Origin of the sequence: Marinobacter sp. F4216, assembly GCF_019931195.1 — a bacterium.
GTDB lineage: Bacteria > Pseudomonadota > Gammaproteobacteria > Pseudomonadales > Oleiphilaceae > Marinobacter > Marinobacter suaedae.
On record NZ_JAIOUO010000004.1, the window covers coordinates 318,209 to 339,766 of the forward strand.

Consider the following 21,558-nt stretch of genomic DNA (forward strand, 5'->3'; position numbering starts at 1 on the left):
AGAGCCAAGCGGCTCACACTGATCAGGAGGTCACGATAACGCGGATGCCTTCCAGTGCCAGAGTGGCATGGCCGATGGCATCCCGGGCCGCTGCCAGCTGCTCGCGGAAGTAGTTCACCTCTTCCTCGCGGATGGCCGGGTTCACGGCCTGCAGGGCTTCCAGCCGTCGGATTTCCGGCGTGAAATGGGATTCCACCTGTTCCAGGGCTTTCTGTCGCAGGGGTTCCAGATGAGGCCGGGACAGAGTCTCTGCATGGCCTACCAGGGTTTCCACCTGGCTACGGATTTTCGGCACGATGGCCTGGGCCGTGCGGCGACGGATGTTGGAGCACAGATCATTCAGGCGACCATGGGGTAACGCCGCAGACAGATCCTTGCCGGTCACATCCACCAGCAGGCGCAGCGGCGACACCGGCAGGTAACGGGTCAGCTGAAGCGTTTCCGGTGCCGGGCAGTGGACGGAGAACAGGGCTTCCAGCAGCAACGTGCCGGGCGGCAACGCCTTGACACTGAGATTCGCCAGCGCCGCCTTACCCAGGCCACTGCTGATGACTGAGTCCATCACCCCGGTCACCATGGGGTGCTCCCAGCTCATGAAGCCCAGGTCCTCCCGCTCAAGGGCGTCCTGACGGTCCCAGGTAACAGTAATACCGTCTTCCGGCAGTTCCGCCACATGTCCCGCCTGGTACTGTTCGCCGGGCTTGAGCACGTCGGAATGTTCGCCATGGTCCTCGACATCCACGCCAAGAATGTCAAAGGCTTCCAACATGTAGTCACGGACCCGGGCGGATTCTTCCTCGGTCTCAATCGCCTCAATCAGCGACTGGGCCACCTCCGGGCGGCAGGAATTCAATTCAATCAGGGCATCACGGCCCTTCTGCAGCATGGCTTTCAGGCGAGCGGTTTCCTCCGCAGACTCGGACACCAGCCTGTCCACGGCGGATAAATCCCCATCAATGGCGGCCCGCCAGTCGTCCTGAACCTTATCCTGCACACTGACGCCAACCGCACAACTTTCAGCAAAGGCGTTCAGGCCTTCATCAAACCAGCGGTACTGAACTTCCTGCGCGGTGCCCTTAAGGTACGGAATGTGTATCTTGATGGTCTCGGTCTGGCCAATACGATCCAGGCGACCGATGCGCTGCTCAAGCAGGTCCGGGTTAGCCGGCAGATCGAACAGCACCAGATGGTGGGCAAACTGGAAGTTACGGCCCTCGCTACCGATTTCCGAACAGATCAGCACCTGGGCACCCTGTTCGCTGTCGGTGAAATAGGCTGCGGCGCGGTCGCGTTCAATCAGGCTCAGGTGTTCGTGGAAGGCAGCGCTCCGAATACCGGCCCGCAACTGCAGGTAGTGTTCCAGTGCCATGGCCGTCTCGGCCCGGGCACAGATGACCACCACCTTCTGTGGTCGCAGTGAGGCAAGGGTTTTCTCCAGCCAGGGAACCCTGGGATCGTCTGCCAGCCACATGTCTTCAGTGACTTCCTGCTCCGGCGCCAGTCCGGTTTCGCCCCAGGAGTGGGGCCGATACATCTCCGGACAGGGTATCGCAGCCGGCCTGGGTTCTCGTTTCGGAAAGCCCTGGATCGCCGCACGGGTATTCCGGAACAGTACGCGCCCGGTACCATGCCGATCCAGCAATGCATCAATGATGGCCTGCTCCGGGGCCTCTCCCGCCAGCAACTGATCCAGTTCGTCGCCCAACCAGCCTTCCAGCGCCTTGCGATCCTCTGCCGTCAGCTCAGACGAGCCGGATTGCAGATGGCGGACCACCCGGTTGATCGCTTCGTACTGCTGCTCTTGCTTCTGGAACGCCTCCAGGTCGTGAAAGCGGGCCGGATCCAGCAACCGGAGACGGGCGAAATGGCTGGCCACCCCAACCTGCTCGGGTGTGGCTGTTAACAGCAGCAGCCCCTGGCTTTCCGCTGCCAGTTCCTCAACCACACGGTATTCAACGCTTGGATCTTGCGGACTCCAGGCCAGGTGATGGGCCTCGTCTACCACCATCAGATCCCACCCGGCTGCGCTGGCATGTTTCTGGGCGCGGGTGCTGTTGGTCAGAAAATCCAGGCTGCACAACACCAGTTGCTCGGACTCGAAGGGGTTTTCGTCGTCATCATCGCCGAAGATATGACTGACCAGCGCATCGACATCGTCTTTCTGCGCATCCAGAGCCTCGTAGCGCTGCTGATCGATGATGGAGAAACGCAGGTTGAACCGCCGGAGCATTTCCACCAGCCACTGGTGAATCAGGGAATCAGGCACCACAATCAGGGCACGCTTGGCCCGGCCCGTATGAATCTGGTAGTGCAGGATGAGGCCGGCCTCGATGGTTTTGCCAAGCCCCACTTCATCCGCCAGCAGCACCCGGGGCGCATGGCGCTTAGCCACCTCATGGGCGATGTAGATCTGGTGCTGCAGATGCTGGGTTCGCGCCCCGATCAGCCCCTGGGCCGAGGAGGCCCGCAGGCGCTCCAGATGCTGCATGGTCGCCACCCGAAGCCGGAACGCCCCATTCCGATCGAACTGGCCGGCAAACAGGCGCTGGTGGGGGGCCGAGAAATTGACCGCGCCACTCAACTTCACTTCGGAAATCTGGTGCGTCTGCTCACCATCGTCAGCCTCGTACATCAGCACACCAGCGGCTTCCTCGACCGCCTGCACCACGTAGCGGCTGCCGTCATAGATTTCAATTTCCTCGCCAACCTGAAACATGATGCGAGAGAGCGGCGCGTTATCAATCGCGTAGGTGCGCTCCTCGTCGGCCGAAGGAAAACCCAGCGTGACTCGGCGGCCAGAAATGTCCGTCACGATACCAAGCCCCAATCCGGTATCGCTGTGGCTGACCCAACGCTGACCTATGACAAAATCCAGTTTTTCCAAGTAACCTCCGATCAGACAGACTTGCGGGCAGCGCCTTTTTCACGCACCCAGTAAGCTGTGCCGCCACACACCGCAGCCGGCACGACAATAAGATTAAGCAAAGGAACCATGGCCGCCAGGGCGACCGGCAGCCCAAACCCGAGGGCGGACAACCGCGTTTCACCCAGCAAGCCTCTCAGCCCCTTGAAACTGACCTTGTGGTTATCTGCAGGATAGTCCACATACTGCAGAGCCATCATCCAACTGTTGAACAGGAACCAGAGCACCGCAGCCACAAGATTGACCACCGGAATGATGCCGATGATAAAAAGGCCCAGTGCACGCGGAAGGTAATAGAGAATTTTCTGAACTTCGCGACCAAGGGCCCGGGGAATGTCTTTCACGATGGCCTGCCAGCTGTCGTCCGTATTCAGCTCTTCTCCGGTCAGGTGTTTTTCCGTCAGTTCTGCCAGATAGCCGTAGAAAGGAGAGCCGATCAGATTCGCGACAATGACAAAACCGTAGGCAAGCATCAGCAGAATAACGGCGCCGTACAGTATCCAGAACAGCCAATCCAGGGCTTGTAACCACGTCCAGTCAGGCAGCCAGGCCATGGCGCCGGCAATCATGACGGTGAACAGTTCGGCGAGAAAATAGAACAACAGGCCAAACAGAACGATATTGAGAACCAGAGGAATGATAACAAACAGGCGCAGGCCGGGCTGGCGAATCAGGCGAAATCCCTCGCCGAGGTAACCCAGTCCACGAAAAAAATTTCCTTTCAGCATACTTGGCTTACGCTCCCCTTCGATGACAGTGGCGGGGCGCAGAGCATATCATGTTGGTGTTATTCACACAGCCAGCCAGCAGTAGCGGGATTCCCCCATGGTGCCAGTAAAAGCGCTTGTTCTTGATGTTCTTAATTGCCGTCCACTCTGGCGAGCGGCGCTTGCTCTGTCCGTGCTGGCCATTGCGATCCTGGCCACAACCAGCAAGCCCTACCTTATGCCGGCACAGGGCCACGACAAACTAATCCACCTGCTGGCTTTTCTGGAACTAACCATCCTGATCCGGCTGGCCTGGCCCAAATCCCATCCGCTGTTGTATGCCCCGGTGCTGCTGGCCTTTGGACTGATCATCGAAGGCGTGCAGGAAACGCTGCCCTACCGCGTTTTTTCCACATCGGATCTACTGGCAGGTGCTGCTGGTGTGGCGCTGGGAATGCTGCCGTGGCCACGCAGCCTGTTCGCCACGGATGCCGAATCGCACGGGTAGGAAATCCCCCACTCATCTTGTGCGATATTTCCCACAAACATGTGAGAAGTTCCTGATACGTGTCGTACGAAACGTGGAAAAAAAATCCGACACCACTCTGTAACTCCATGTAAATAAGGGTTACACAATATGTCAGCTTTCTTTACCAACCGTTACAGGGCGTTTTGTCACACACATGCAATCTAGCCCTTGCTATATTGAAAGCGTCAGGGATGACAGGGAAAAGGAAGACGCTAGGAAGCACCCCGGCAAGGAATGCAGGGAGAAGCAGGGACACAAGGAATAATCGCTTAGGGATAATTTTTCGGATGACCGGCTAGGATGCCGGCATCAGGGAAGATCAGGGATACCGGCGACAAGGTTGTTGCCAGGCGCAGGAACGCGCTACCCGCTTAAGAAGGGCAATCCAACTGGATTGCCCTTTTCTTTTCTGCCAGACATTACTCACCCGCGAGATAAACGCGTACCCGGTTGAACTCTTCGAACTCGTTCAGATCTGGCCAGGTACAAGCCTCCACTGTGGTCAGCAGCCGGTAGGCCTCATCGCCGAGGTTCTTTACCCGGGAATCCGCCAGCAACACCCGGGGCGCGGCTGACCGGAACACCTGAAGCAGAGGCCGGTTGTCCGGATCGTAGAGCACATCCGCCGCGGTAATTACCTCAATATCCTCAGGTCGCACATCCCAATCCCGACACAAGGACACCGACACGCCATTCAGTTCGGCATTGGCCGCCACGGCATCCAGAGCTGCCTCATCGAGATCACAGGCAATCACCTCGCGGGCTCCTGCCTTTGCCGCCGCCACCGAAACAACCCCGGACCCGGCACCGAAATCCAGTACTCGCTTGCCGGCCACCCACTGCGGATTGGCCAGAATCCAGCTCGCCAATACCTGCCCGCTGGCCCAGCAGAAGGACCAGTAGGCCGGCTCGGCCACAACCGCCTGAGCTTCGTCGTGGCTTAATGGACCTTCCAGTACCGAAGGGTCGAACAGGTATAACGGCAACTGCTCGCATCCCGCCGGCCGGGACACGGCAACCCGCCCACGACTCAGTGTTTTTTGTAAGTGACGATCTAAACAATCCAACGCCATCGACTCCCCTGCCACCCCGGTAATTGGCCTGTCCGCTATTGTAGCGGCGGCTCTCGCCGGATTCAGCGCCGGTGAGCGTTGGAATGGCATTTTCGGTATACTGCCGCCTCCGCTGTCGTTCACCAATCAGATACCCCAATGGCCACCAGACCTGACACTGACGATTACCTGTCGCTGTTCCTGAACGATGTCCCGCTGATGGACGTTCGAGCTCCCGTGGAATTTACCAAGGGCAGTTTCCCGTGCGCGATCAACGCCCCTCTGATGAACGACGAGGAACGTCGCCGGGTTGGCATCTGCTACAAGGAAAAGGGGCAGGATCAGGCCATCGAGCTGGGTCACCAGCTGGTATCCGGCGACATCAAATCACAGCGTCTCGAAGCGTGGAAACGCTTTGCTGCCCAGCACCCCGAGGGCTACCTGTTCTGTTTCCGGGGAGGGTTGCGTTCCCGGTTGACCCAGCAATGGATCAAAGAAGCAGGCATTGATTACCCGCTGGTTAAGGGCGGCTACAAAGCGCTGCGCCGGTTTCTGATAGACAGCCTGGAAGCCCAGATTGCGGAGGGGCAATTCCGGGTGCTCAGCGGAAAAACCGGCACCGGCAAGACCCGGGTTCTCCAGCAGCTTCCCAATCCGGTCGACCTCGAAGGCCTGGCCAACCACCGGGGTTCCAGTTTTGGCCGCCAGGTAACGCCCCAGCCATCCCAGATTGATTTCGAGAATCGTTTGGCTGTGGCCATGCTCAAGGCACACCATCACATTGGTGGTCCCATCTATCTGGAAGACGAAAGCCGTCTGGTGGGCCGTTGCGCCCTGCCAGAAACCCTGAAGAATCGCATGGGTGAAGCGCCACTGCTGATTCTGGAAAGACCGCTATCCGATCGTATCCAGATTATTCGCGAAGACTATGTCGAGGGCATGCTCGCCGATTACCTTGGCCGGGATGGCGAACAGGCGGGCTGGATCAATTTCCGCGATTATCTGCTCAGCGCCCTGGATCGCATTCGCAAGCGACTGGGCGGAGAACGGCATCAGCATCTTCGGAACCTGATGGAAGACGCGCTGGACCATCAGCACGACAGTGGCGAGACCGACCGCCACGACCGGTGGATTCAGGCGCTGCTCCAGGACTACTACGACCCCATGTACGACTATCAGCTCGGCCAGAAAGAAGGCCGGATCCTGGTGCGGGGTGAGCCCGAGGAACTGTTGGACTGGGCCAGCCACAGCGGTTGCGCGTAATTATTCCCCAATCACCACCAGATTTGGCAAGTTATTCCTTTGCCTGCTTTGACCGCCTTGGCTAAAGTGGTGGCGTTTACGCTGTTTGCTTTGATACAACCTTTCCGTGACAACCCAAGAACAAGGAGTTCTGGTAATGGACGATCTTTTTGGCGCCGACGGACGCGCCTCAGAATGGATGGATCAGGCGGTCAGAATGGTGATGGCCTACGCCCCGAAAGTGTTGCTGGCCATCGTCACCCTGATCATCGGTCTCTGGATCATCAATCGCTTTGTCGCGATTCTCGACACGAAGCTGAGCAACAAAGACCCTTCCCTGAATAAATTCCTGTGTGGCCTTGTCAGCGCCATCCTGAAAGTCCTGCTTCTGATTTCCGTGGCCTCCATGGTAGGGATTGCCACCACCTCGTTTGTCGCCATTGTCGGTGCCGCCGGCCTCGCCGTGGGCCTGGCGCTGCAGGGCAGTCTCGCCAACTTTGCCGGCGGCGTACTGATCCTGATCTTCAAACCGTTCAAGGTGGGAGATGTGATCGACGCCCAGGGCTACGTTGGAACGGTCCGCGAAATCAGCATCCTCTACACCATCATGGACACCTTCGATAATCGCCGCGTCATTGTCCCTAACGGGCAACTGGCCAATTCCAGCCTGACCAACAACAGTGCCTACGAAACCCGCCGCTGCGACCTGACCTTTGGTATCGGCTATGGCGACGATATCGACGCCGCCAAAGCCATCATCCAGCGGCTGATTGATCAGGACGAACGAGCCCTGAAAGAGCCGGAGCCTGTGATTGTGGTGGGCGGCCTGGGGGAGAGTTCTGTAGATCTGACCGTTCGGGTATGGACCAAATCGGCCGATCTCTGGCCCTTCTACTGGTCCATGCAGGAAAGCGTGAAGAAAACGTTTGACGCCGAAGGCATCAGAATTCCCTTCCCCCAACGGGATGTTCACCTGTTCAAGACCGAATGATGACCGGAACTGATGTCTCAAATTTAAAGCCAGTCATTCGAAAACTGCGCAACCCCGAACTAAGCTGACGGTGAATGGCGGGCGGACGAGGCCCCGCCAGGCCGTCGGGGCCTGCAAACCAACAACGACCGGCCCCGTGACGCTGTCATTGCTGGTAGGAGGTTGTCACTATGCCGGTACAGCAGTTAAAAAAGTTCCTTGATGAGGCAGGCGTCGAATACATGTGCCTCTCTCACCCGCCCGCTTTTACCGCAAAAGAACTTGCCCACCATGTTCAGATTGCCGGAGACCGCGTCGTCAAAACGGTCATCGTCGAGCTGGATGGAAAGATGGCCATGCTGGTCATGCCCGCTACCTGGCGCGTACGCTGGGACCGGCTCTCACGCACACTGGATACCGACTTTGTCGATCTGGCGGACGAACAGGAGTTTAAAGACCGCTTCCCCAATTGCGAGGTGGGTGCGATGCCTCCCTTCGGCAATCTCTTCGGCATGTCGGTCTATTGCAGCGAAGTGCTGACCGAACAACCGGAACTGGCGTTTGCCGCCGGAACCCACACCGAATCCGTGCACATGAAGACCGGGGATTTTTTGAATCTGGTACAACCCATGGTGCTTAATCAGGGTTTCGTGAAGCCGGGCGCGAAGAAACCCGCCTGGCTCGCCAAGGGCCGACGACGGCCCGACGATGTGGAAACGGGCCTGACCGGTGCCGCCGGTTACTGATCCTTGACTGAACGCAATTTCGGGCCGTTTGTCTGAGCGCTGCCATCGCGTAAACTGTTGGCACCAGACAGGAACCCGATATGACACACGCTTATGACATTGCGGTGGTTGGCGCAGGCATGGTTGGCGCTGCGCTGGCCACTGGCCTGGCACAGGATGGCTTCACGGTTGCGCTGATCGACCGCGCGCCAGCCCCAGAATTCGCACCGGACGCGGCTCCCGATATTCGCGTCTCCGCTCTGAGCGCCGGTTCAGAGCGTTACCTTCAACAGTTGGGCGCCTGGCCACAGATAACCGGCATGCGGGCCACCCCCTATCGGCGCCTCGCCGTCTGGGACCAGACCCCCCATCCACTGAGCGGCCTCGTTCCCCGCAAATTCACGGAAGTGGAGTTTGATGCTACCGGCCTGGGTACCAGCCACCTCGGGCACATCGTGGAAAATGCGGTCACCCAGCAGGCACTCTGGCAGGTGGCCGGAGCAACGGCCGGCGTGACCTTTTTTACCGGTCACGGCGTGTCGGCACTGACGGAACGTCAGGACAAGGTCACGCTGGCACTGGATAACGGAACACAAGTTGACGCGAACCTGGTGGTTGGCGCTGATGGCGGGCAATCCAAGATCCGTGAGCTGGCCGGCATCGGGGTCAGCCGTGACCAATACGCCCAGCAAGCCATGGTGTTGTCCGTGCGTTACCAGGGCCCGGTGGAAGACATTACCTGGCAGGGGTTTTATCCCTCCGGTCCGCGAGCGTTTCTGCCCCTGCACAGCGCGGGCCCTGAACATCCGGATGAAAGCTGGGCTTCACTGGTGTGGTACGACTCGCCGGAGCAACTCGCCCGCCTGAAGGCGATGCCTGACAGCGAACTGCTGGCAACCATCCAGAAGGCGTTTCCTGCCACTTTGCCGTTACTGACCCACCTGGACAGCAAGGCCAGCTTCCCCATCGCCCGCCAGCATGCCTCACGCTATTTCTCTGGTCGTGTGGTACTGGCCGGTGACTCTGCTCACACCATCAACCCATTGGCGGGCCAGGGTGTCAACTTGGGCTTTCAGGATGCCCAATGCCTGCAGACTGTGCTCAAAGAGGCCCGGCGCGCCAACCAGGACCTGGCGGATCCCGACCGACTGGCTCAGTATGAACGGCAACGCCGGCCGGCCAACCACCGGATGATGCTGACCATGGATCTGTTCTACCACCTGTTCAGCAACCGGATTCCGCCGGTGCACCTGCTGCGCAACCTGGGCCTCGGCGCCGCTCGCGCTCTGCCCTTTGCCCGCAACCGGGTGGCGCGCTACGCCATGGGCATCGACGACCAGTTACCAGCCGTGCTGACCCAGCTGGCGAATCGCATTCCCGGCCTGAACCAGCTTTAGTGTGCCGGCTACATCACGTACGTCACCGACTCAGGAGCCATCATGTCAGAAACGATTTTCACCAAGATCATCAACCGGGAGATTCCCGCCGACATCATCTATGAGGATGACATCAGCCTGGCGTTCAAGGACATCAATCCCCAGGCGCCCGTGCACTTCCTGGTGATTCCCAAGAAAGGCATTGCCACGATTAATGACGTAGAGGAAGGCGACCGGGAACTGGTCGGGCACCTGTACTGGGTTGCCAGCAAGCTGGCCAGGGAGATGGGCTTTGCCGAGGACGGCTACCGCACGGTGATGAACTGTGGCGAGAATGCAGGCCAGACCGTGTTCCACATCCATCTGCACGTGCTGGCGGGCAAGCCCTTCGGCTGGCCGCCCTACACCGATCGAATGAAACAGGCCTGATCCTGTCAGGGTGTGGGGCTCAGCGCCCCACCACCCGCTCGGCCTCTTCAACGGAGGTATGGCGAACGTCTTCGCCTTTGACCATGAAGATCACGTTTTCTGCAATGTTACAGGCATGATCGCCGACCCGCTCGAGAGCCCGCAGCACCCACATCACGGACATGCAGCGGGAAATATTGCGGGGATCTTCCATCATGAAGGTCAGCAAGGCCCGGGTGGCGGCCTGATACTCTTCATCCACCCGCTTGTCTTCCTTCATGATGCGCAGGGCCTGCTCTGAATCCAGGCGGGCAAAGGCGTCGAGGGCATCCTGCAGCATGGTTTTCACATGCTGGCCAATGTGGCGCACTTCCACATAACCGCGAGGAGCCTGCCCCTCTTCCGACAGTTTGATGGCCAGTTTGGCGATTTTCTTGGCCTCGTCACCGACACGCTCCAAATCCGCCACCATCTTGATGACGGAAATCACCAGGCGAAGATCCCGGGCGGTGGGCTGACGACGGGCGATGATCAGCGTGGCTTCCTCGTCGATGTCCATTTCCATCTTGTCGACGATTTTATCCCGGGCGCGGATTTCTTCAGCTTCATGCGCATCTCCCTCAATCAGCGCATGGATAGCTCCGTCGACCTGCGCTTCAACCAAACCTCCCATCTCAAGGAACTCGGTCTTGAGCTCCATGAGTTCGGTGTTGAACTTGTGAGAGATGTGGTCTCCGTACACATTGTCCTTATTCACTGGCATAACCTTGATCTCCAATAATGCTTTGCCCAGACATCAACCGAAGCGGCCGGTGATGTAGGATTCAGTCAATTCGTGCTCGGGCGAAGTAAAGACCTTACTGGTCTCATTCACTTCCACCAGATTACCCAGATGGAAATAGGCAGTACGGTGGGATACCCGCGCGGCCTGCTGCATGGAGTGGGTAACGATCACAATGGTGTAGCTTTCAGACAGTTCCGCGATCAGCTCTTCCACCTTGGCAGTGGCGATCGGGTCCAATGCCGAACAGGGTTCGTCCATCAGCACCACCTCGGGGCTGACGGCAATGGCACGGGCAATGCACAGACGCTGCTGCTGACCACCCGACATGCCGGTGGCGGTGGCATCCAGGCGATCCTTCACCTCGTCCCAAAGGCCCGCCTTGCGCAGGCTGTTCTCAACGATCTCGTCCAGGTCCGCCTTGCGGTTCGCCAGGCCGTGGATACGCGGGCCGTAGGCCACGTTCTCATAGATCGACTTGGGGAATGGGTTTGGCTTCTGGAACACCATGCCCACACGGGCGCGCAGTTCAACCACATCCCGCTTTGGGTCATAGATGTCGATATCATCCAGCATCAGGGAGCCGGTGACGCGACAGCTGTCAATGCTGTCATTCATCCGGTTCAGGCAGCGCAGGAAAGTGGACTTACCGCAACCAGATGGACCAATAAAGGCGATAACCTCGTTGCGGGCGATATCCAGGCTGATGTTCTTAATCGCCCGGTTTTCGCCATAGAACACCTCGACATCGCGAAGCTTGAACTTGGCTTTGTCGCTGAACGGCTTACCAACCGTTTTGCCTTCCTCGACAGAGCCATGGGCCGGCTTGCTTGCTTCCACTGCAACTACCGGCGTGTCCTGATCGGCTGTTTCACGGGCAACAGTTTGATTCATATTTGTCATGGGACTTCTCCTTACCACCGGCGCTCGAGACGTTTGCGCAGCCAGATGGCTAATGCGTTCATACTAATCAGGAAAGCCAGCAACACCATAATGGCGGCTGAAGCTCGTTCAATAAAGGCCAGTTCCGGGCTGCCTGCCCACAGAAAAACCTGCACGGGCAACACGGTGGCGGAATCGAAGAAACCGTTCGGGACATCCACGATGAAGGCCACCATACCAATCAGCAGCAACGGCGCGGTTTCCCCAAGAGCCTGCGCCATGCCAATGATGGAACCGGTAAGCATGCCGGGCATCGCCAGGGGCAACACATGGTGCAGGACAACCTGCATTTTGGAGGCGCCCATGCCCTCGGCCGCTTCCCGGATTGATGGCGGCACACTCTTGATGGCCGCCCGGCTGGAAATAATGATCGTCGGAAGCGTCATCAGTGTGAGTACCAGGCCACCCACCACCGGCACCGACCGTGGCATACCAAACAGGTTGATAAACACCGCCAGACCCAGCAGACCGAAGATGATCGACGGAACCGCCGCCAGGTTGTTGATGTTCACCTCAATAAAATCAGTGAACTTGTTCTGGGGCGCGAACTCTTCCAGGTAGATCGCGGCTGCCACGCCAATGGGGAATGACAGGGCCAGGGTCACGAACATGGTCAGCAGGGAGCCAACCACTGCGCCGAGAATGCCCGCTTTGGAGGGATCTCGGGAATCACCGCCGCTGAAGAACACATCGTTGAACGAGGTATCCACAATGCCACGGCTCTCAAGCTCATCCACCCAGGCCTTTTGCTGGTCATTGAGTTTGATGGAGTAACCTTCATCACCGGCGTGCTTCACGTAAACGTCCACATCGGTATGGGTGAGGAAGGTCATGGTGCGTGTGGTTCCAAGCCAGCCTGGATTGGCTTCCAGCGCCTCCCGCAGAGTCACCGATGCGTAGGGATTGATCAGGTCCTTGATGGCATCCCGATCCGCTTCGGTCGCATCTGGAATTTCCTTCATCAGGGCCAGAACCAGGGGTTCCACGAAATCCGCCATTTTAAGCTGGCGTTTATCCGTGGCGTCGTCCAGGTACATGATCTCTCCATCCAGATCCACGTTCAGGGTAACCGTGGTTTTCTGGAAACCGGTGTAGCCCTTGCCGATGATATCGGCGAACAGGGTTACCAGGGCGGCCAGTGCAATGGCGATGGCAATAATCCCGTAAGCACGGAAGCGACGTTCCTTGCGATAACGCGCCTTCAGTGACTGGCGGACGAGTTCCGCCTGTGAGTGTTGATCAGTCATACTGTTCCCGATATTTACGAACAATTTTCAGGGCGATTACGTTGAGCAGCAGGGTCGCAATGAAGAGCATCGCGCCCAGGGCAAAGGCTGCGAGTGTCTTGGCACTGTCGAACTCCTGGTCACCGGTCAGCAGGGTGACAATCTGCACCGTCACCGTGGTTACGGTTTCCAGTGGGTTGGCCGTCAGGTTGGCCGCCAGGCCAGCAGCCATCACCACAATCATGGTTTCACCAATGGCCCGGGATACCGCCAGCAGAATCCCCCCCATGATGCCGGGCAGCGCAGCCGGGAAGATTACCTTCTTCATGGTTTCAGACTGGGTAGCCCCCAGCGCCAAAGAGCCATCCCGCAAAGACTGGGGCACGGCGTTGATCACGTCGTCAGACAGGGACGACACAAACGGAATGATCATGATGCCCATTACTGCACCGGCCGCCAGCGCACTCTGGGAAGACGCCTCAATACCGATGGAGGCCGCCAGATCGCTGATAAACGGCGCAACGGTAAGCGCGGCGAAGAAGCCGTATACCACGGTGGGAATACCGGCGAGCATTTCCAGCAGGGGTTTCACGATCCCGCGCACTCGCTTACCCGCGTATTCAGACAGGTAGATTGCCGACATCAGGCCCACCGGCACGGCCACGGTCATGGCGATGGCAGAAATCAGCAGGGTGCCGGTGAACAAGGGAATCATGCCGAAAGCCCCTTCGGCGGCAACCTGGTCAGCCCTCAGCGCCGTTTGAGGGCTCCACTGACTGCCGAAGAAAAATTCGGTGAACGGCACCTTACCGAAGAAACGGAAGGTTTCGAACGCGACCGAGAAAATAATGCCAACCGTGGTCAGGATGGCCAGTGCGGCACAGGAAAAGAACAGCCATTTGAGAATCGATTCCACCTGAACCCGAGCGTTCAACTTCGGTCGGATTTTCAGCCATCCGAGGAAACCCGCCAGCACGGCAACCGACACCACCAACGCGGTCATCAACATCCGGCTCTGTTCACGCAGCGCTTCCAGCCGATCGGCGGCTTCAGCAATGGGCGCCTCTACAAATCCCGCCGGCAATGCCCCGCTGGCTACGTTGCTGATTTTGCTCAGCAACAGGCTGGCTTCCCCGGCGCTACCTGGCGCCAGTTCTGCAGGCAATGAGCCAAGCACCAAGGTCTGAATCACTTTGCCCTGAAAGGCCGCCCAGAGCGCCAGTACAACCAACGCGGGGATCGCACACCACAGGGATGCCCGCGCACCGTAATAAAACGGCAAGGACTTGAGGTGGCGTATACCGCCTAGAGGCGTGGCCAGTGTTCGTGACCTTGCATAGCCAAAGCCATAGGCAACAATGGCCAGCACGACGGTCAGTAAGAGCAGGTTTGCCGGTTGCATGAAATTTCCTGTCTAAACCTTCTGTGTGTTCAATTCCCATCCCCGATAAGGCTTTAATGGGATGGTTTTAAATAAGCGAAAGGGCACGGGCCGTTTGACTGGCCCGCACCCCTCGGATTGACCGGTAGAGCCGGTAATTACATCAACTCTTCCTTGGTCAGATTCGGCATAGTTTCTGCCTTATCCATCAGATTCATCAACTGATCACGGGGCGGCACAATCAGGCCGACATCTTTCAGGTAACCATTGCGCCCCATAGCCGCGTTACTGGTGAATTCGGAGACAAAGTCCTGCATACCGGGAATGACGCCCACATGGGCTTTCTTAACATAGAAGAACAGGGAGCGGGCGACCGGGTAATCATCGCTAGCGATGGCCTCGGCCGTCGGGGTCATGCCATTGAGCGTGGCCGCCTGCAGACGGTCCACGTTCTCTTCCAGGAAGCTGTAACCGAACACACCGTACATGCCGGTATCACCGATCAGCTTCTGCACGATCAGGTTGTCGTTTTCACCGGCTTCAATGAAGGCGCCGTCTTCACGAACACTCTCGCAGATCGTCTTGTGCTGGTCTTCGTTCAGACCCTTGGCTTCCGGCAGAGCGTCACAGCCAGCGGCAAGCGCCAACTCATTGAAGGAGTCACGTGTGCCGGACGTCGGGGGCGGGCCCATGACACGAATCGGCTTGTTGGGCAGACTGGCATCAACGTCACTCCAATTCTTGTTTGGGTTAACCACCCATTCGCCGTTCACCGGGACCTTGGCACCCAGGGCCAGGAACAACTGTTCCAGGGTGAGCTCAAGGTTTTCTGCTTCTTTGGAGCTGGCAATCACAATGCCGTCGGAGCCAATACGGAACTCGGTAATGTCGGCTACGCCGTTCTTCTGGCACAGATCAAATTCAGAGGCCTTCATCCGGCGAGAGGCATTGGTGATGTCCGGATGCTGGGTACCGATACCCTGACAGAACAGCTTCATGCCACCACCGGAACCGGTGGATTCCAGCTTCGGAGTCCGGAAATCGGTCTTGGTACCAAACCGTTCAGCAACCACCGTGGCGAACGGGTAAACAGTGGAGGAACCCACGATGCTGATGGTATCGCGGGCCATGGCCGGCGCAGAGACTCCGGCAACAGAGCCAGCCAGGGCAAAGGTGGCGAATGCTTTTTTCAGTGTGTTCACGTTGAACCTCCAGTTCAGTGTGGAAAACCCAGTTTCAGTCTGTTTTTCGATAGGGCCAGACTACGGAGGGTCTGTGACAGGTTTGTTACAGCAAATGAAAAAAACAAATTTGAGACTTTAATCTGCTTGCAGCCGCCCCAAACATCGCTACCATGCGTTGAAAACAACTCTAAATGCAGTACAAGGCGAGCCCCATGATGGCATTTGATGATGACAAGCCCACACCCAGAGGCGAACTGACGCTCCAGATCGTCCCTCTTCCATCGGACACCAATCCTAACGGGGATGTGTTTGCCGGCTGGCTGGTAAAGCAGATGGACATCGCCGCCGCCACCGTTGCCGGCCGGGTATCCCGGGGCCGCAATGCCAATGTGGCCATGGATCGCATGGAGTTCCTGTCACCACTTCGGGTGGGCTCTCAGGTAAGCCTTTACTGCGATCTGGTCGAGATCGGGCGCAGCTCCATGAAGATCAACGTGGAAGTCTGGACCCTCGACCGCAACGACCAGCAGGCAAGAAAAGTGACCGAAGGCCTGTTTGTTTATGTCGCCATTGATGAGCAGGGACGGATTCGCGAAGTCCCGAGCAAGACGTCGGATCTCACTGAACCCGCCCTGTAGGAAACCTACGCCGGCGGGGCATCTGGCCCAAGTTTGCGGAACGCCATTAATCCGAGCACCGGGCCGGGCAGCAGCCAGGCCACCACCCAGACACTTTGCTCCGCCCACAGCGAGCTGGTCAGCCAGATGGCTGGCAACGTCACGCCGAAACCAACCGCATTCATCACCGACAACGACGAACCCACCAGCTCCGGTGGTGCATTGGCCGCCGCCAGCGCTGAAAACTGTGGCGAATCGGCGATCACCGCCAGCCCCCAGACAAACAGAAGCACCAATAAGATGAGGGATGGGGCACCGGACAACAGCGGGTAACTCAGGCAGACCAGGCCCGAGGTGGTTAACGCCCGCCGGGCCACCCAGGCGCTACCCAGGCGCCGGCTCAGGAAGCCACCGAGCACACATCCGATGCTGCCCGTGGCAATAATCGCGAAAGCCAGCCAGGGAATGATCTGATCAGAGTGGCCAAGACGTTCAAGCTCCCGCCCCACCAGTAACGGCACCAGCATCCAGAACGCATACAGCTCCCACATGTGGCCAATGTAGCCTCCGGCCACCGCCCGGAAGCGGGGTACACGCAGGGCCGCCAACCCCTGAGTTAGCATCATCGAGCCAGCACGCTTGGGCAGATGGGGCCCATCCCCCAACAGCCAGATGAGCAGCCCACCCACCAGCGCCAGCATGGAGGCACCCAGCAATGGCCACTGCCAGGGCATCCCCAGCGTCGCCCCTCTCATCAGGTGGGGCAGCGCCGTGCCCAGCGTGAGCATACCTACCAGCCAGGCCAGGGCCGCACCGGCGTATTTGGGGGTCCAGGCAATGACCATTTTCATCCCCAGCGGGTAAATCCCCGCCAGGCACAGACCGGTGAGAAAACGAAGCAATAACGAGGCCGGCAAGAAATCAGCGACCAGGATGAATCCGGCATTCACCAGGGCGCCCAGCAAACTGGCCAGGGCGAAGATCCGGCTGGCACCGAACCGGTCTGCCAGACCCGTAATGGCCAGCGCCAGGGTTCCGCTGATGAAGCCCGCCTGCACGGCCAGAGTCATCCAGCCAAGCTCGGTTTCCCCGAATCCGAGATCCCGGGAAAAAGACAGCCATACCCCGTTTATACTGAACCAGAGCGAGGTACCGAACAGCTGAGCCAGCACAATGACCAGTAGAGGAGAACGTTTAAGAAAATCGGTCATTCTTGTTATCTGTCATCCGATTGATGGCCACAGCTTGGCCCGGGGAAAGAACTTTGCCCATTCCAGCAAACCATTGGCAAGAAAAGAGTAATATGCAAGGTTTCCATCGTTGCACGGAATCGTGCCAACCACCACCCAGCCCCGGAAAACGTGTATGAACCTCCGAAGTCGCACGGCCACCCTATTTGCCCTGTTCTTAACCGCGCCACCGGTGACGGCTGACATTGGCCTGTCACCTTTTGCCGGGTATCGCATCAGTAGCTCCGTGGATGTTGAGACGGCCGGTGCCAGCACCAGGGACCAGATCGACTTTCGGGATTCCGTCAGCTACGGTTTAGTGCTCAATTTCGATCTTGAGGAACCGGGCAAACAGGGAGAGCTGTACTTCGGCCGACAAAGCACCTCGGCACGGCTGGACGACGGCCTTTTCGCCCCAGGCGTGGACGCCATCGACCTGACGATTTACCAGCTCCAGTTCGGTGGCCTTTATTTTCCCGGCGGTCAAAACCACGGCGGCTTCGTATCCGGTGTGCTGGGAATGACACGGCTGGAACCGGAGGATTCACGATTCGAGACCGACCACCGTCTGGCGCTGTCTATCGGGGGCGGCTATCAGTTCTTTCTGACCGAAGCACTGCGCCTGAGGCTGGATCTTCGAGGGGTGTACACCGCCCTGAATTCGGCAAGCTCGGTATTCTGCTCCGGCGGATGCGAACTTCGGTTTGCCAGCAGCGGCTACCTGCAGGTTGAGGCGGGCGCGGGGTTGGTGGTTCGTTTCTGAGATTGGGTGGCCGAGGCCAGTCACCCGATCTGTTCACCCCACCCCCACCCTGCTACTATCGCAGCCTGCTGATTCTCCACGCCAGTTCGACAACGGATACACCACATGGACTTCTTCCAGGCCTTCTTTCTTGGTCTCCTGCAGGGGCTTACCGAGTTTCTCCCCATTTCCAGCTCGGCTCACCTGATATTGACCCCGGCGTTTTTCGGCTGGACCGATCAGGGCGTAGGTTTTGATCTGTCCGTGCACCTGGGCACCCTGCTGGCTGTGGTGTTCTACTTTCGCGAGGATGTGTTTGGCATTGCCCGGGACGGACTCATTTCCATGGGACGGCGCAAGGTGGTTGGTCAGGGTGCTTTGGCCCTGTATCTGGTGATCGGCACCATTCCGGCAGGCCTGGCCGGGCTGGCTTTGCTGGATCTGATCGACAGTACTCTGCGAGCGGTGGAAGTGATTTTTACCACCACTCTGGTCTTCGGGATCCTGCTGGGCATCGCCGACCTGCTGCCCAAACGCCAGCGAACCCTGGACACCCTGAACTGGAAAGATGCTCTGCTGGTGGGTATCGCTCAGGCGATGGCACTGGTGCCCGGCACCTCTCGTTCCGGCGTTACCATCACCGCCGGGCTGTTCCTGGGCATGTCCCGTGAAACCGCCTCCCGGTTTTCCTTCCTGCTGGCCATTCCCATCATTGTGCTGGCATCGTCCGTCAAATTGCTGGAGGTCGCCACGTCGGATGTGGTGGTGGACTGGAATGGCTTTCTGATTGGCGGCGTTACGTCCTTCCTGATGGCCATTACCGCTATCCACTTCTTCCTGAAGTGGCTGAATACTGTGGGTATGTGGCCCTATGTGATCTACCGGATTGTTCTGGCTGGGGTTATTTACGCGGTTTTGATGTAATCCGTCGGTTCCTTAACACTGGAGCAGCGGGGCTTGGGAATAACTTTCCAAGACCCGCTCGAGCACATCCCTGTGACGCTTGAGCTCCGCCATCCATGGCTCCGCACAGTTTTGGAAAGTTATTCCCAATCCCCATCAAACTCCTGAGTTGGTCTTTAAGACCTCACGGGCTACGAGTAGATGCCTGACGCAGGACGGGGGGTAAGGATTAACAATGTGCGGAGCCATGGATGGCGGAGCCCAAGCCGCACAGGACGTCTAGAGGCGTTTGTTAATCCTTACCCCCCATCCTGTGCTTCCCGATATCACCAAGAAAAATAAATCAGCAGGTCTCCAACGGCGCGTAAGCCAGCACCAACCACTTGGCGCCATCATCAAAGTTCACCTGCACCCGCGCATGGGCACCACTGCCTTCACAGTTGAGCACGATACCTTCACCAAACTTCGGATGGCGAACCCGCTGCCCAAGGCTGAAGCCAACCTGTTGAGCGGCATCCTGACTGAACAATCCCTCGTTGGGACGCTCTACCATGGCCGGACGGGTCACCGTGTTACGCAGGCGGACTTCCTGCAGGCAATCGCCGGGTATCTCCCGAACAAAGCGGGACAACGCGTGAAACTTCTCCTGCCCGTATAAACGACGGGATTCGGCGTAAGTGAGCACCAGCTTTTTCATGGCACGGGTGATACCCACGTAGGCCAGGCGGCGCTCCTCTTCCATCCGCCCCGGTTCCTCAAGGGACATGCTGTGGGGGAAAAGTCCCTCTTCCACACCGGCCAGAAACACCATGGGGAACTCCAGCCCTTTGGCCGAGTGCAAGGTCATCAGCTGGACGCTGTCTTCATGCTCACTCGCCTGCGCCTCGCCGGCATCCAGAGCGGCCTGGGCAATAAATTCGGAGAGTGGGTCCACGCCGTCCTCCACCTCAAAATCCGACAGTGCGTTGACCAGTTCTTCCAGGTTCTCCACCCGGGCCTGGCCTTTTTCGCCTTTCTCACTCGCGTGGTAATCCTTCAGTCCGCTGTCTTCGATAGTCTGCTTCATCAAGCCCTGCAAGGTGGCGTTGTCGGCCATGCCTGAAAGGCCTTCGATGATGGCCAAGAAGGTCTGCAAACCGGTTTTCGCCCGGCCCTTCACCTGCCCGGCTTCCAGCAGGCGTTCGGCGGATTCCCACAGGGAAATACCCTGTTCGGTAGCGTATTCCCGCAGGTCCGCCAGGCTCTTGGCGCCGATACCCCGAGGCGGCACATTCACCACCCGCTCAAAGGCGGCATCGTCCCGCCGGTACTGAACCAGACGCAGATAGGCCAGCGCGTTACGGATTTCCTGACGGTCGTAGAACCGCAACCCTCCATATACCCGGTAAGGAATGCCCTGACGCATCAGCGCTTCTTCCAGCACCCGGGACTGGGCATTGGAGCGATAGAGAATGGCGGTCTCGCTGCGCAGGTTGCCTTCCTGTACCCAGGCGGAAATGCTGTCAGCAATGTAGTTGGCTTCGTCCTGTTCGTTGAACGCGGCGTACAGGCTGATGGGCTCGCCGTCCACTCCGTCGGTCCACAGTTCCTTGCCCAGACGACCCTGGTTGTTGGCAATCACCGTGTTGGCGGCTTTCAGGATGGTCTTGGTGGAGCGATAGTTCTGTTCCAGTCGCACCAGCCGGGCGTTGGGGAAGTCCTGCTGATACTGCTGGATGTTCTCCACCCTGGCGCCACGCCAGCCGTAGATGGACTGGTCATCGTCCCCGACCACGGTGAGCGGGACCCGGTTGCTCGCCAGTACCTGAAGCCAGGCGTACTGGATGGTGTTGGTGTCCTGGAACTCGTCCACCAGAATGTGCTGGAACCGCTTCTGGTAATGGGCCAGCAGTTCGGGCCGGTGCAGCCAGAGTTCGTGGGAGCGCAGTAACAGTTCGCCAAAATCCACCAGCCCGCCCTGCTGGCAGAGTTTTTCGTACTGGCGGTAGATCTTCACCATGGTGGAAGTGAAGTGGTCACCCGGATTTTCCTGGATGTGATCGGCCCGCAGCCCCTCGTCCTTCTGGCTGTTGATGAACCATTGGGCCTGCTTGGGTGGCCAGCGAGTCTCGTCGATCTGGTTCTCCCGCATCACCCGCTTAACCAGCCGAAGCTGATCGTCGCTGTCCAGCACCTGGAAATTCTCCGGCAGGCCTGCGTCCTGCCAGTGCGAACGCAGCAGACGGTGGGCAATGCCATGGAAGGTACCGAACCACAGGCCGCGGGCAGGAATGTTCATCATCTGCTCAATGCGGTAACGCATTTCCTTGGCGGCCTTGTTGGTAAAGGTCACCGCCAGGATGCCAGTGGGCGGCACCCGATCCACCGTCATCAACCAGGCAATCCGGTGCACCAGCACCCGTGTCTTGCCGCTGCCCGCTCCGGCCAGCACCAGCAGGTGATCGTTCTGGGCGGTAACGGCCTCGCGCTGGGCGTCGTTGAGGGGATCGATAATGTGGGAGACATCCATAGCTGAAATAAGACCTGCGGCTGGTGAACTTCGGACAGCGAAGTATAACAGGCCACCGAAAGCCATTTCAGGGCTGGCCTGAAAAACACCGAACACGCTGGCTCAAACCGTG

At 58.5% G+C, this 21,558-nt stretch carries 19 protein-coding genes; 9 read left to right on the forward strand and 10 right to left on the reverse strand.

Annotation, left to right across the window (positions count from 1 at the left end):
- Positions 1 to 22 precede the first annotated feature (22 nt).
- Together rapA and cysZ are read right to left on the reverse strand one after the other, a co-directional pair.
- Positions 23 to 2,884 (reverse strand): RNA polymerase-associated protein RapA, encoded by a 2,862-nt coding sequence (gene rapA, locus K8I84_RS10920; protein WP_223794788.1) that lies wholly within the window; start codon positions 2,882 to 2,884, stop codon positions 23 to 25.
- Between the two features lie 11 nt (positions 2,885 to 2,895).
- Positions 2,896 to 3,651 carry a sulfate transporter CysZ gene (gene cysZ / locus K8I84_RS10925; protein WP_223794789.1) on the reverse strand — a complete coding sequence of 252 codons (756 nt, stop codon included), beginning with the start codon at positions 3,649 to 3,651 and terminating at the stop codon, positions 2,896 to 2,898.
- A 97-nt stretch (positions 3,652 to 3,748) separates the two neighbouring features.
- Between cysZ and K8I84_RS10930 the strand changes: the two genes are divergently transcribed.
- Positions 3,749 to 4,138, forward strand: a complete 390-nt coding sequence (locus K8I84_RS10930) for a VanZ family protein (RefSeq protein WP_223794790.1) — start codon at positions 3,749 to 3,751, stop codon at positions 4,136 to 4,138.
- Positions 4,139 to 4,578: 440 nt separating this feature from the next.
- On the opposite strand, the gene K8I84_RS10935 is transcribed toward K8I84_RS10930, so the two are convergent.
- On the reverse strand, positions 4,579 to 5,232 hold the full coding sequence (locus K8I84_RS10935) for a class I SAM-dependent methyltransferase (RefSeq protein ID WP_263283085.1): 654 nt from the start codon (positions 5,230 to 5,232) through the stop codon (positions 4,579 to 4,581).
- 138 nt (positions 5,233 to 5,370) lie between these two features.
- Here K8I84_RS10935 and mnmH point away from each other — a divergent pair, with 138 nt between their 5' ends.
- The 5 genes from mnmH to K8I84_RS10960 all read left to right on the forward strand — a co-directional run bounded on the left by mnmH (position 5,371) and on the right by K8I84_RS10960 (position 9,953).
- Positions 5,371 to 6,474 (forward strand): tRNA 2-selenouridine(34) synthase MnmH, encoded by a 1,104-nt coding sequence (gene mnmH, locus K8I84_RS10940; protein ID WP_223794792.1) that lies wholly within the window; start codon positions 5,371 to 5,373, stop codon positions 6,472 to 6,474.
- Positions 6,475 to 6,610: 136 nt separating this feature from the next.
- On the forward strand, positions 6,611 to 7,444 hold the full coding sequence (locus K8I84_RS10945; protein WP_223794793.1) for a mechanosensitive ion channel family protein: 834 nt from the start codon (positions 6,611 to 6,613) through the stop codon (positions 7,442 to 7,444).
- Between the two features lie 170 nt (positions 7,445 to 7,614).
- The gene (locus K8I84_RS10950; RefSeq protein ID WP_223794794.1) at positions 7,615 to 8,169 is read left to right on the forward strand and encodes an aminoacyl-tRNA deacylase; all 555 of its coding nucleotides are present in this window, start codon (positions 7,615 to 7,617) and stop codon (positions 8,167 to 8,169) included.
- Between the two features lie 80 nt (positions 8,170 to 8,249).
- Positions 8,250 to 9,545, forward strand: a complete 1,296-nt coding sequence (locus K8I84_RS10955) for an FAD-dependent monooxygenase (RefSeq protein ID WP_223794795.1) — start codon at positions 8,250 to 8,252, stop codon at positions 9,543 to 9,545.
- Between the two features lie 42 nt (positions 9,546 to 9,587).
- Positions 9,588 to 9,953, forward strand: coding sequence for a histidine triad nucleotide-binding protein (locus K8I84_RS10960; RefSeq protein ID WP_223794796.1), 366 nt, complete (start codon positions 9,588 to 9,590; stop codon positions 9,951 to 9,953).
- Positions 9,954 to 9,972: 19 nt separating this feature from the next.
- Here K8I84_RS10960 and phoU read toward each other — a convergent pair whose 3' ends face one another.
- The 5 genes from phoU to K8I84_RS10985 form a co-directional block, all read right to left on the reverse strand.
- Complete coding sequence (phoU, locus tag K8I84_RS10965) at positions 9,973 to 10,695, reverse strand: phosphate signaling complex protein PhoU (RefSeq protein ID WP_223794797.1); 723 nt, start codon at positions 10,693 to 10,695, stop codon at positions 9,973 to 9,975.
- A gap of 33 nt (positions 10,696 to 10,728) precedes the next feature.
- On the reverse strand, positions 10,729 to 11,616 hold the full coding sequence (pstB, locus tag K8I84_RS10970; protein WP_223794798.1) for a phosphate ABC transporter ATP-binding protein PstB: 888 nt from the start codon (positions 11,614 to 11,616) through the stop codon (positions 10,729 to 10,731).
- A gap of 11 nt (positions 11,617 to 11,627) precedes the next feature.
- On the reverse strand, positions 11,628 to 12,902 hold the full coding sequence (gene pstA, locus K8I84_RS10975; RefSeq protein WP_223794799.1) for a phosphate ABC transporter permease PstA: 1,275 nt from the start codon (positions 12,900 to 12,902) through the stop codon (positions 11,628 to 11,630).
- Positions 12,895 to 14,283 carry a phosphate ABC transporter permease subunit PstC gene (pstC, locus tag K8I84_RS10980; RefSeq protein WP_223794800.1) on the reverse strand — a complete coding sequence of 463 codons (1,389 nt, stop codon included), beginning with the start codon at positions 14,281 to 14,283 and terminating at the stop codon, positions 12,895 to 12,897. The genes pstA and pstC overlap by 8 nt, the downstream gene beginning before the upstream one ends.
- A 137-nt stretch (positions 14,284 to 14,420) precedes the next feature.
- Complete coding sequence (locus tag K8I84_RS10985; RefSeq protein WP_223794801.1) at positions 14,421 to 15,464, reverse strand: substrate-binding domain-containing protein; 1,044 nt, start codon at positions 15,462 to 15,464, stop codon at positions 14,421 to 14,423.
- A gap of 194 nt (positions 15,465 to 15,658) precedes the next feature.
- Here K8I84_RS10985 and K8I84_RS10990 point away from each other — a divergent pair, with 194 nt between their 5' ends.
- Complete coding sequence (locus K8I84_RS10990) at positions 15,659 to 16,084, forward strand: acyl-CoA thioesterase (RefSeq protein WP_223794802.1); 426 nt, start codon at positions 15,659 to 15,661, stop codon at positions 16,082 to 16,084.
- A 5-nt stretch (positions 16,085 to 16,089) separates the two neighbouring features.
- Here K8I84_RS10990 and K8I84_RS10995 read toward each other — a convergent pair whose 3' ends face one another.
- The gene (locus tag K8I84_RS10995) at positions 16,090 to 17,274 is read right to left on the reverse strand and encodes an MFS transporter (RefSeq protein ID WP_223794803.1); all 1,185 of its coding nucleotides are present in this window, start codon (positions 17,272 to 17,274) and stop codon (positions 16,090 to 16,092) included.
- Positions 17,275 to 17,428: 154 nt separating this feature from the next.
- Between K8I84_RS10995 and K8I84_RS11000 the strand changes: the two genes are divergently transcribed.
- Positions 17,429 to 18,055, forward strand: coding sequence for a hypothetical protein (locus K8I84_RS11000; protein WP_223794804.1), 627 nt, complete (start codon positions 17,429 to 17,431; stop codon positions 18,053 to 18,055).
- 105 nt (positions 18,056 to 18,160) lie between these two features.
- On the forward strand, positions 18,161 to 18,958 hold the full coding sequence (locus K8I84_RS11005) for an undecaprenyl-diphosphate phosphatase (protein ID WP_223794805.1): 798 nt from the start codon (positions 18,161 to 18,163) through the stop codon (positions 18,956 to 18,958).
- Positions 18,959 to 19,280: 322 nt separating this feature from the next.
- Here K8I84_RS11005 and uvrD read toward each other — a convergent pair whose 3' ends face one another.
- The gene (gene uvrD, locus K8I84_RS11010) at positions 19,281 to 21,446 is read right to left on the reverse strand and encodes a DNA helicase II (protein WP_223794806.1); all 2,166 of its coding nucleotides are present in this window, start codon (positions 21,444 to 21,446) and stop codon (positions 19,281 to 19,283) included.
- Between the last annotated feature and the right edge of the window lie 112 nt (positions 21,447 to 21,558).

Bases quoted from the DNA above. Each gene is read 5' to 3' on its own strand.
- pstB (WP_223794798.1), bottom strand. From the start codon at position 11,616: ATGACAAATATGAATCAAACTGTTGCCCGTGAAACAGCCGATCAGGAC.
- K8I84_RS10945 (WP_223794793.1), top strand. From the start codon at position 6,611: ATGGACGATCTTTTTGGCGCCGACGGACGCGCCTCAGAATGGATGGAT.
- phoU (WP_223794797.1), bottom strand. From the start codon at position 10,695: ATGCCAGTGAATAAGGACAATGTGTACGGAGACCACATCTCTCACAAG.
- K8I84_RS10935 (WP_263283085.1), bottom strand. From the start codon at position 5,232: ATGGCGTTGGATTGTTTAGATCGTCACTTACAAAAAACACTGAGTCGT.
- cysZ (WP_223794789.1), bottom strand. From the start codon at position 3,651: ATGCTGAAAGGAAATTTTTTTCGTGGACTGGGTTACCTCGGCGAGGGA.
- K8I84_RS10960 (WP_223794796.1), top strand. From the start codon at position 9,588: ATGTCAGAAACGATTTTCACCAAGATCATCAACCGGGAGATTCCCGCC.
- K8I84_RS10955 (WP_223794795.1), top strand. From the start codon at position 8,250: ATGACACACGCTTATGACATTGCGGTGGTTGGCGCAGGCATGGTTGGC.
- K8I84_RS10950 (WP_223794794.1), top strand. From the start codon at position 7,615: ATGCCGGTACAGCAGTTAAAAAAGTTCCTTGATGAGGCAGGCGTCGAA.
- K8I84_RS10995 (WP_223794803.1), bottom strand. From the start codon at position 17,274: ATGACCGATTTTCTTAAACGTTCTCCTCTACTGGTCATTGTGCTGGCT.
- mnmH (WP_223794792.1), top strand. From the start codon at position 5,371: ATGGCCACCAGACCTGACACTGACGATTACCTGTCGCTGTTCCTGAAC.
- K8I84_RS10930 (WP_223794790.1), top strand. From the start codon at position 3,749: ATGGTGCCAGTAAAAGCGCTTGTTCTTGATGTTCTTAATTGCCGTCCA.
- pstA (WP_223794799.1), bottom strand. From the start codon at position 12,902: ATGACTGATCAACACTCACAGGCGGAACTCGTCCGCCAGTCACTGAAG.
- pstC (WP_223794800.1), bottom strand. From the start codon at position 14,283: ATGCAACCGGCAAACCTGCTCTTACTGACCGTCGTGCTGGCCATTGTT.
- K8I84_RS11005 (WP_223794805.1), top strand. From the start codon at position 18,161: ATGGACTTCTTCCAGGCCTTCTTTCTTGGTCTCCTGCAGGGGCTTACC.
- K8I84_RS11000 (WP_223794804.1), top strand. From the start codon at position 17,429: ATGAACCTCCGAAGTCGCACGGCCACCCTATTTGCCCTGTTCTTAACC.
- uvrD (WP_223794806.1), bottom strand. From the start codon at position 21,446: ATGGATGTCTCCCACATTATCGATCCCCTCAACGACGCCCAGCGCGAG.
- K8I84_RS10990 (WP_223794802.1), top strand. From the start codon at position 15,659: ATGATGGCATTTGATGATGACAAGCCCACACCCAGAGGCGAACTGACG.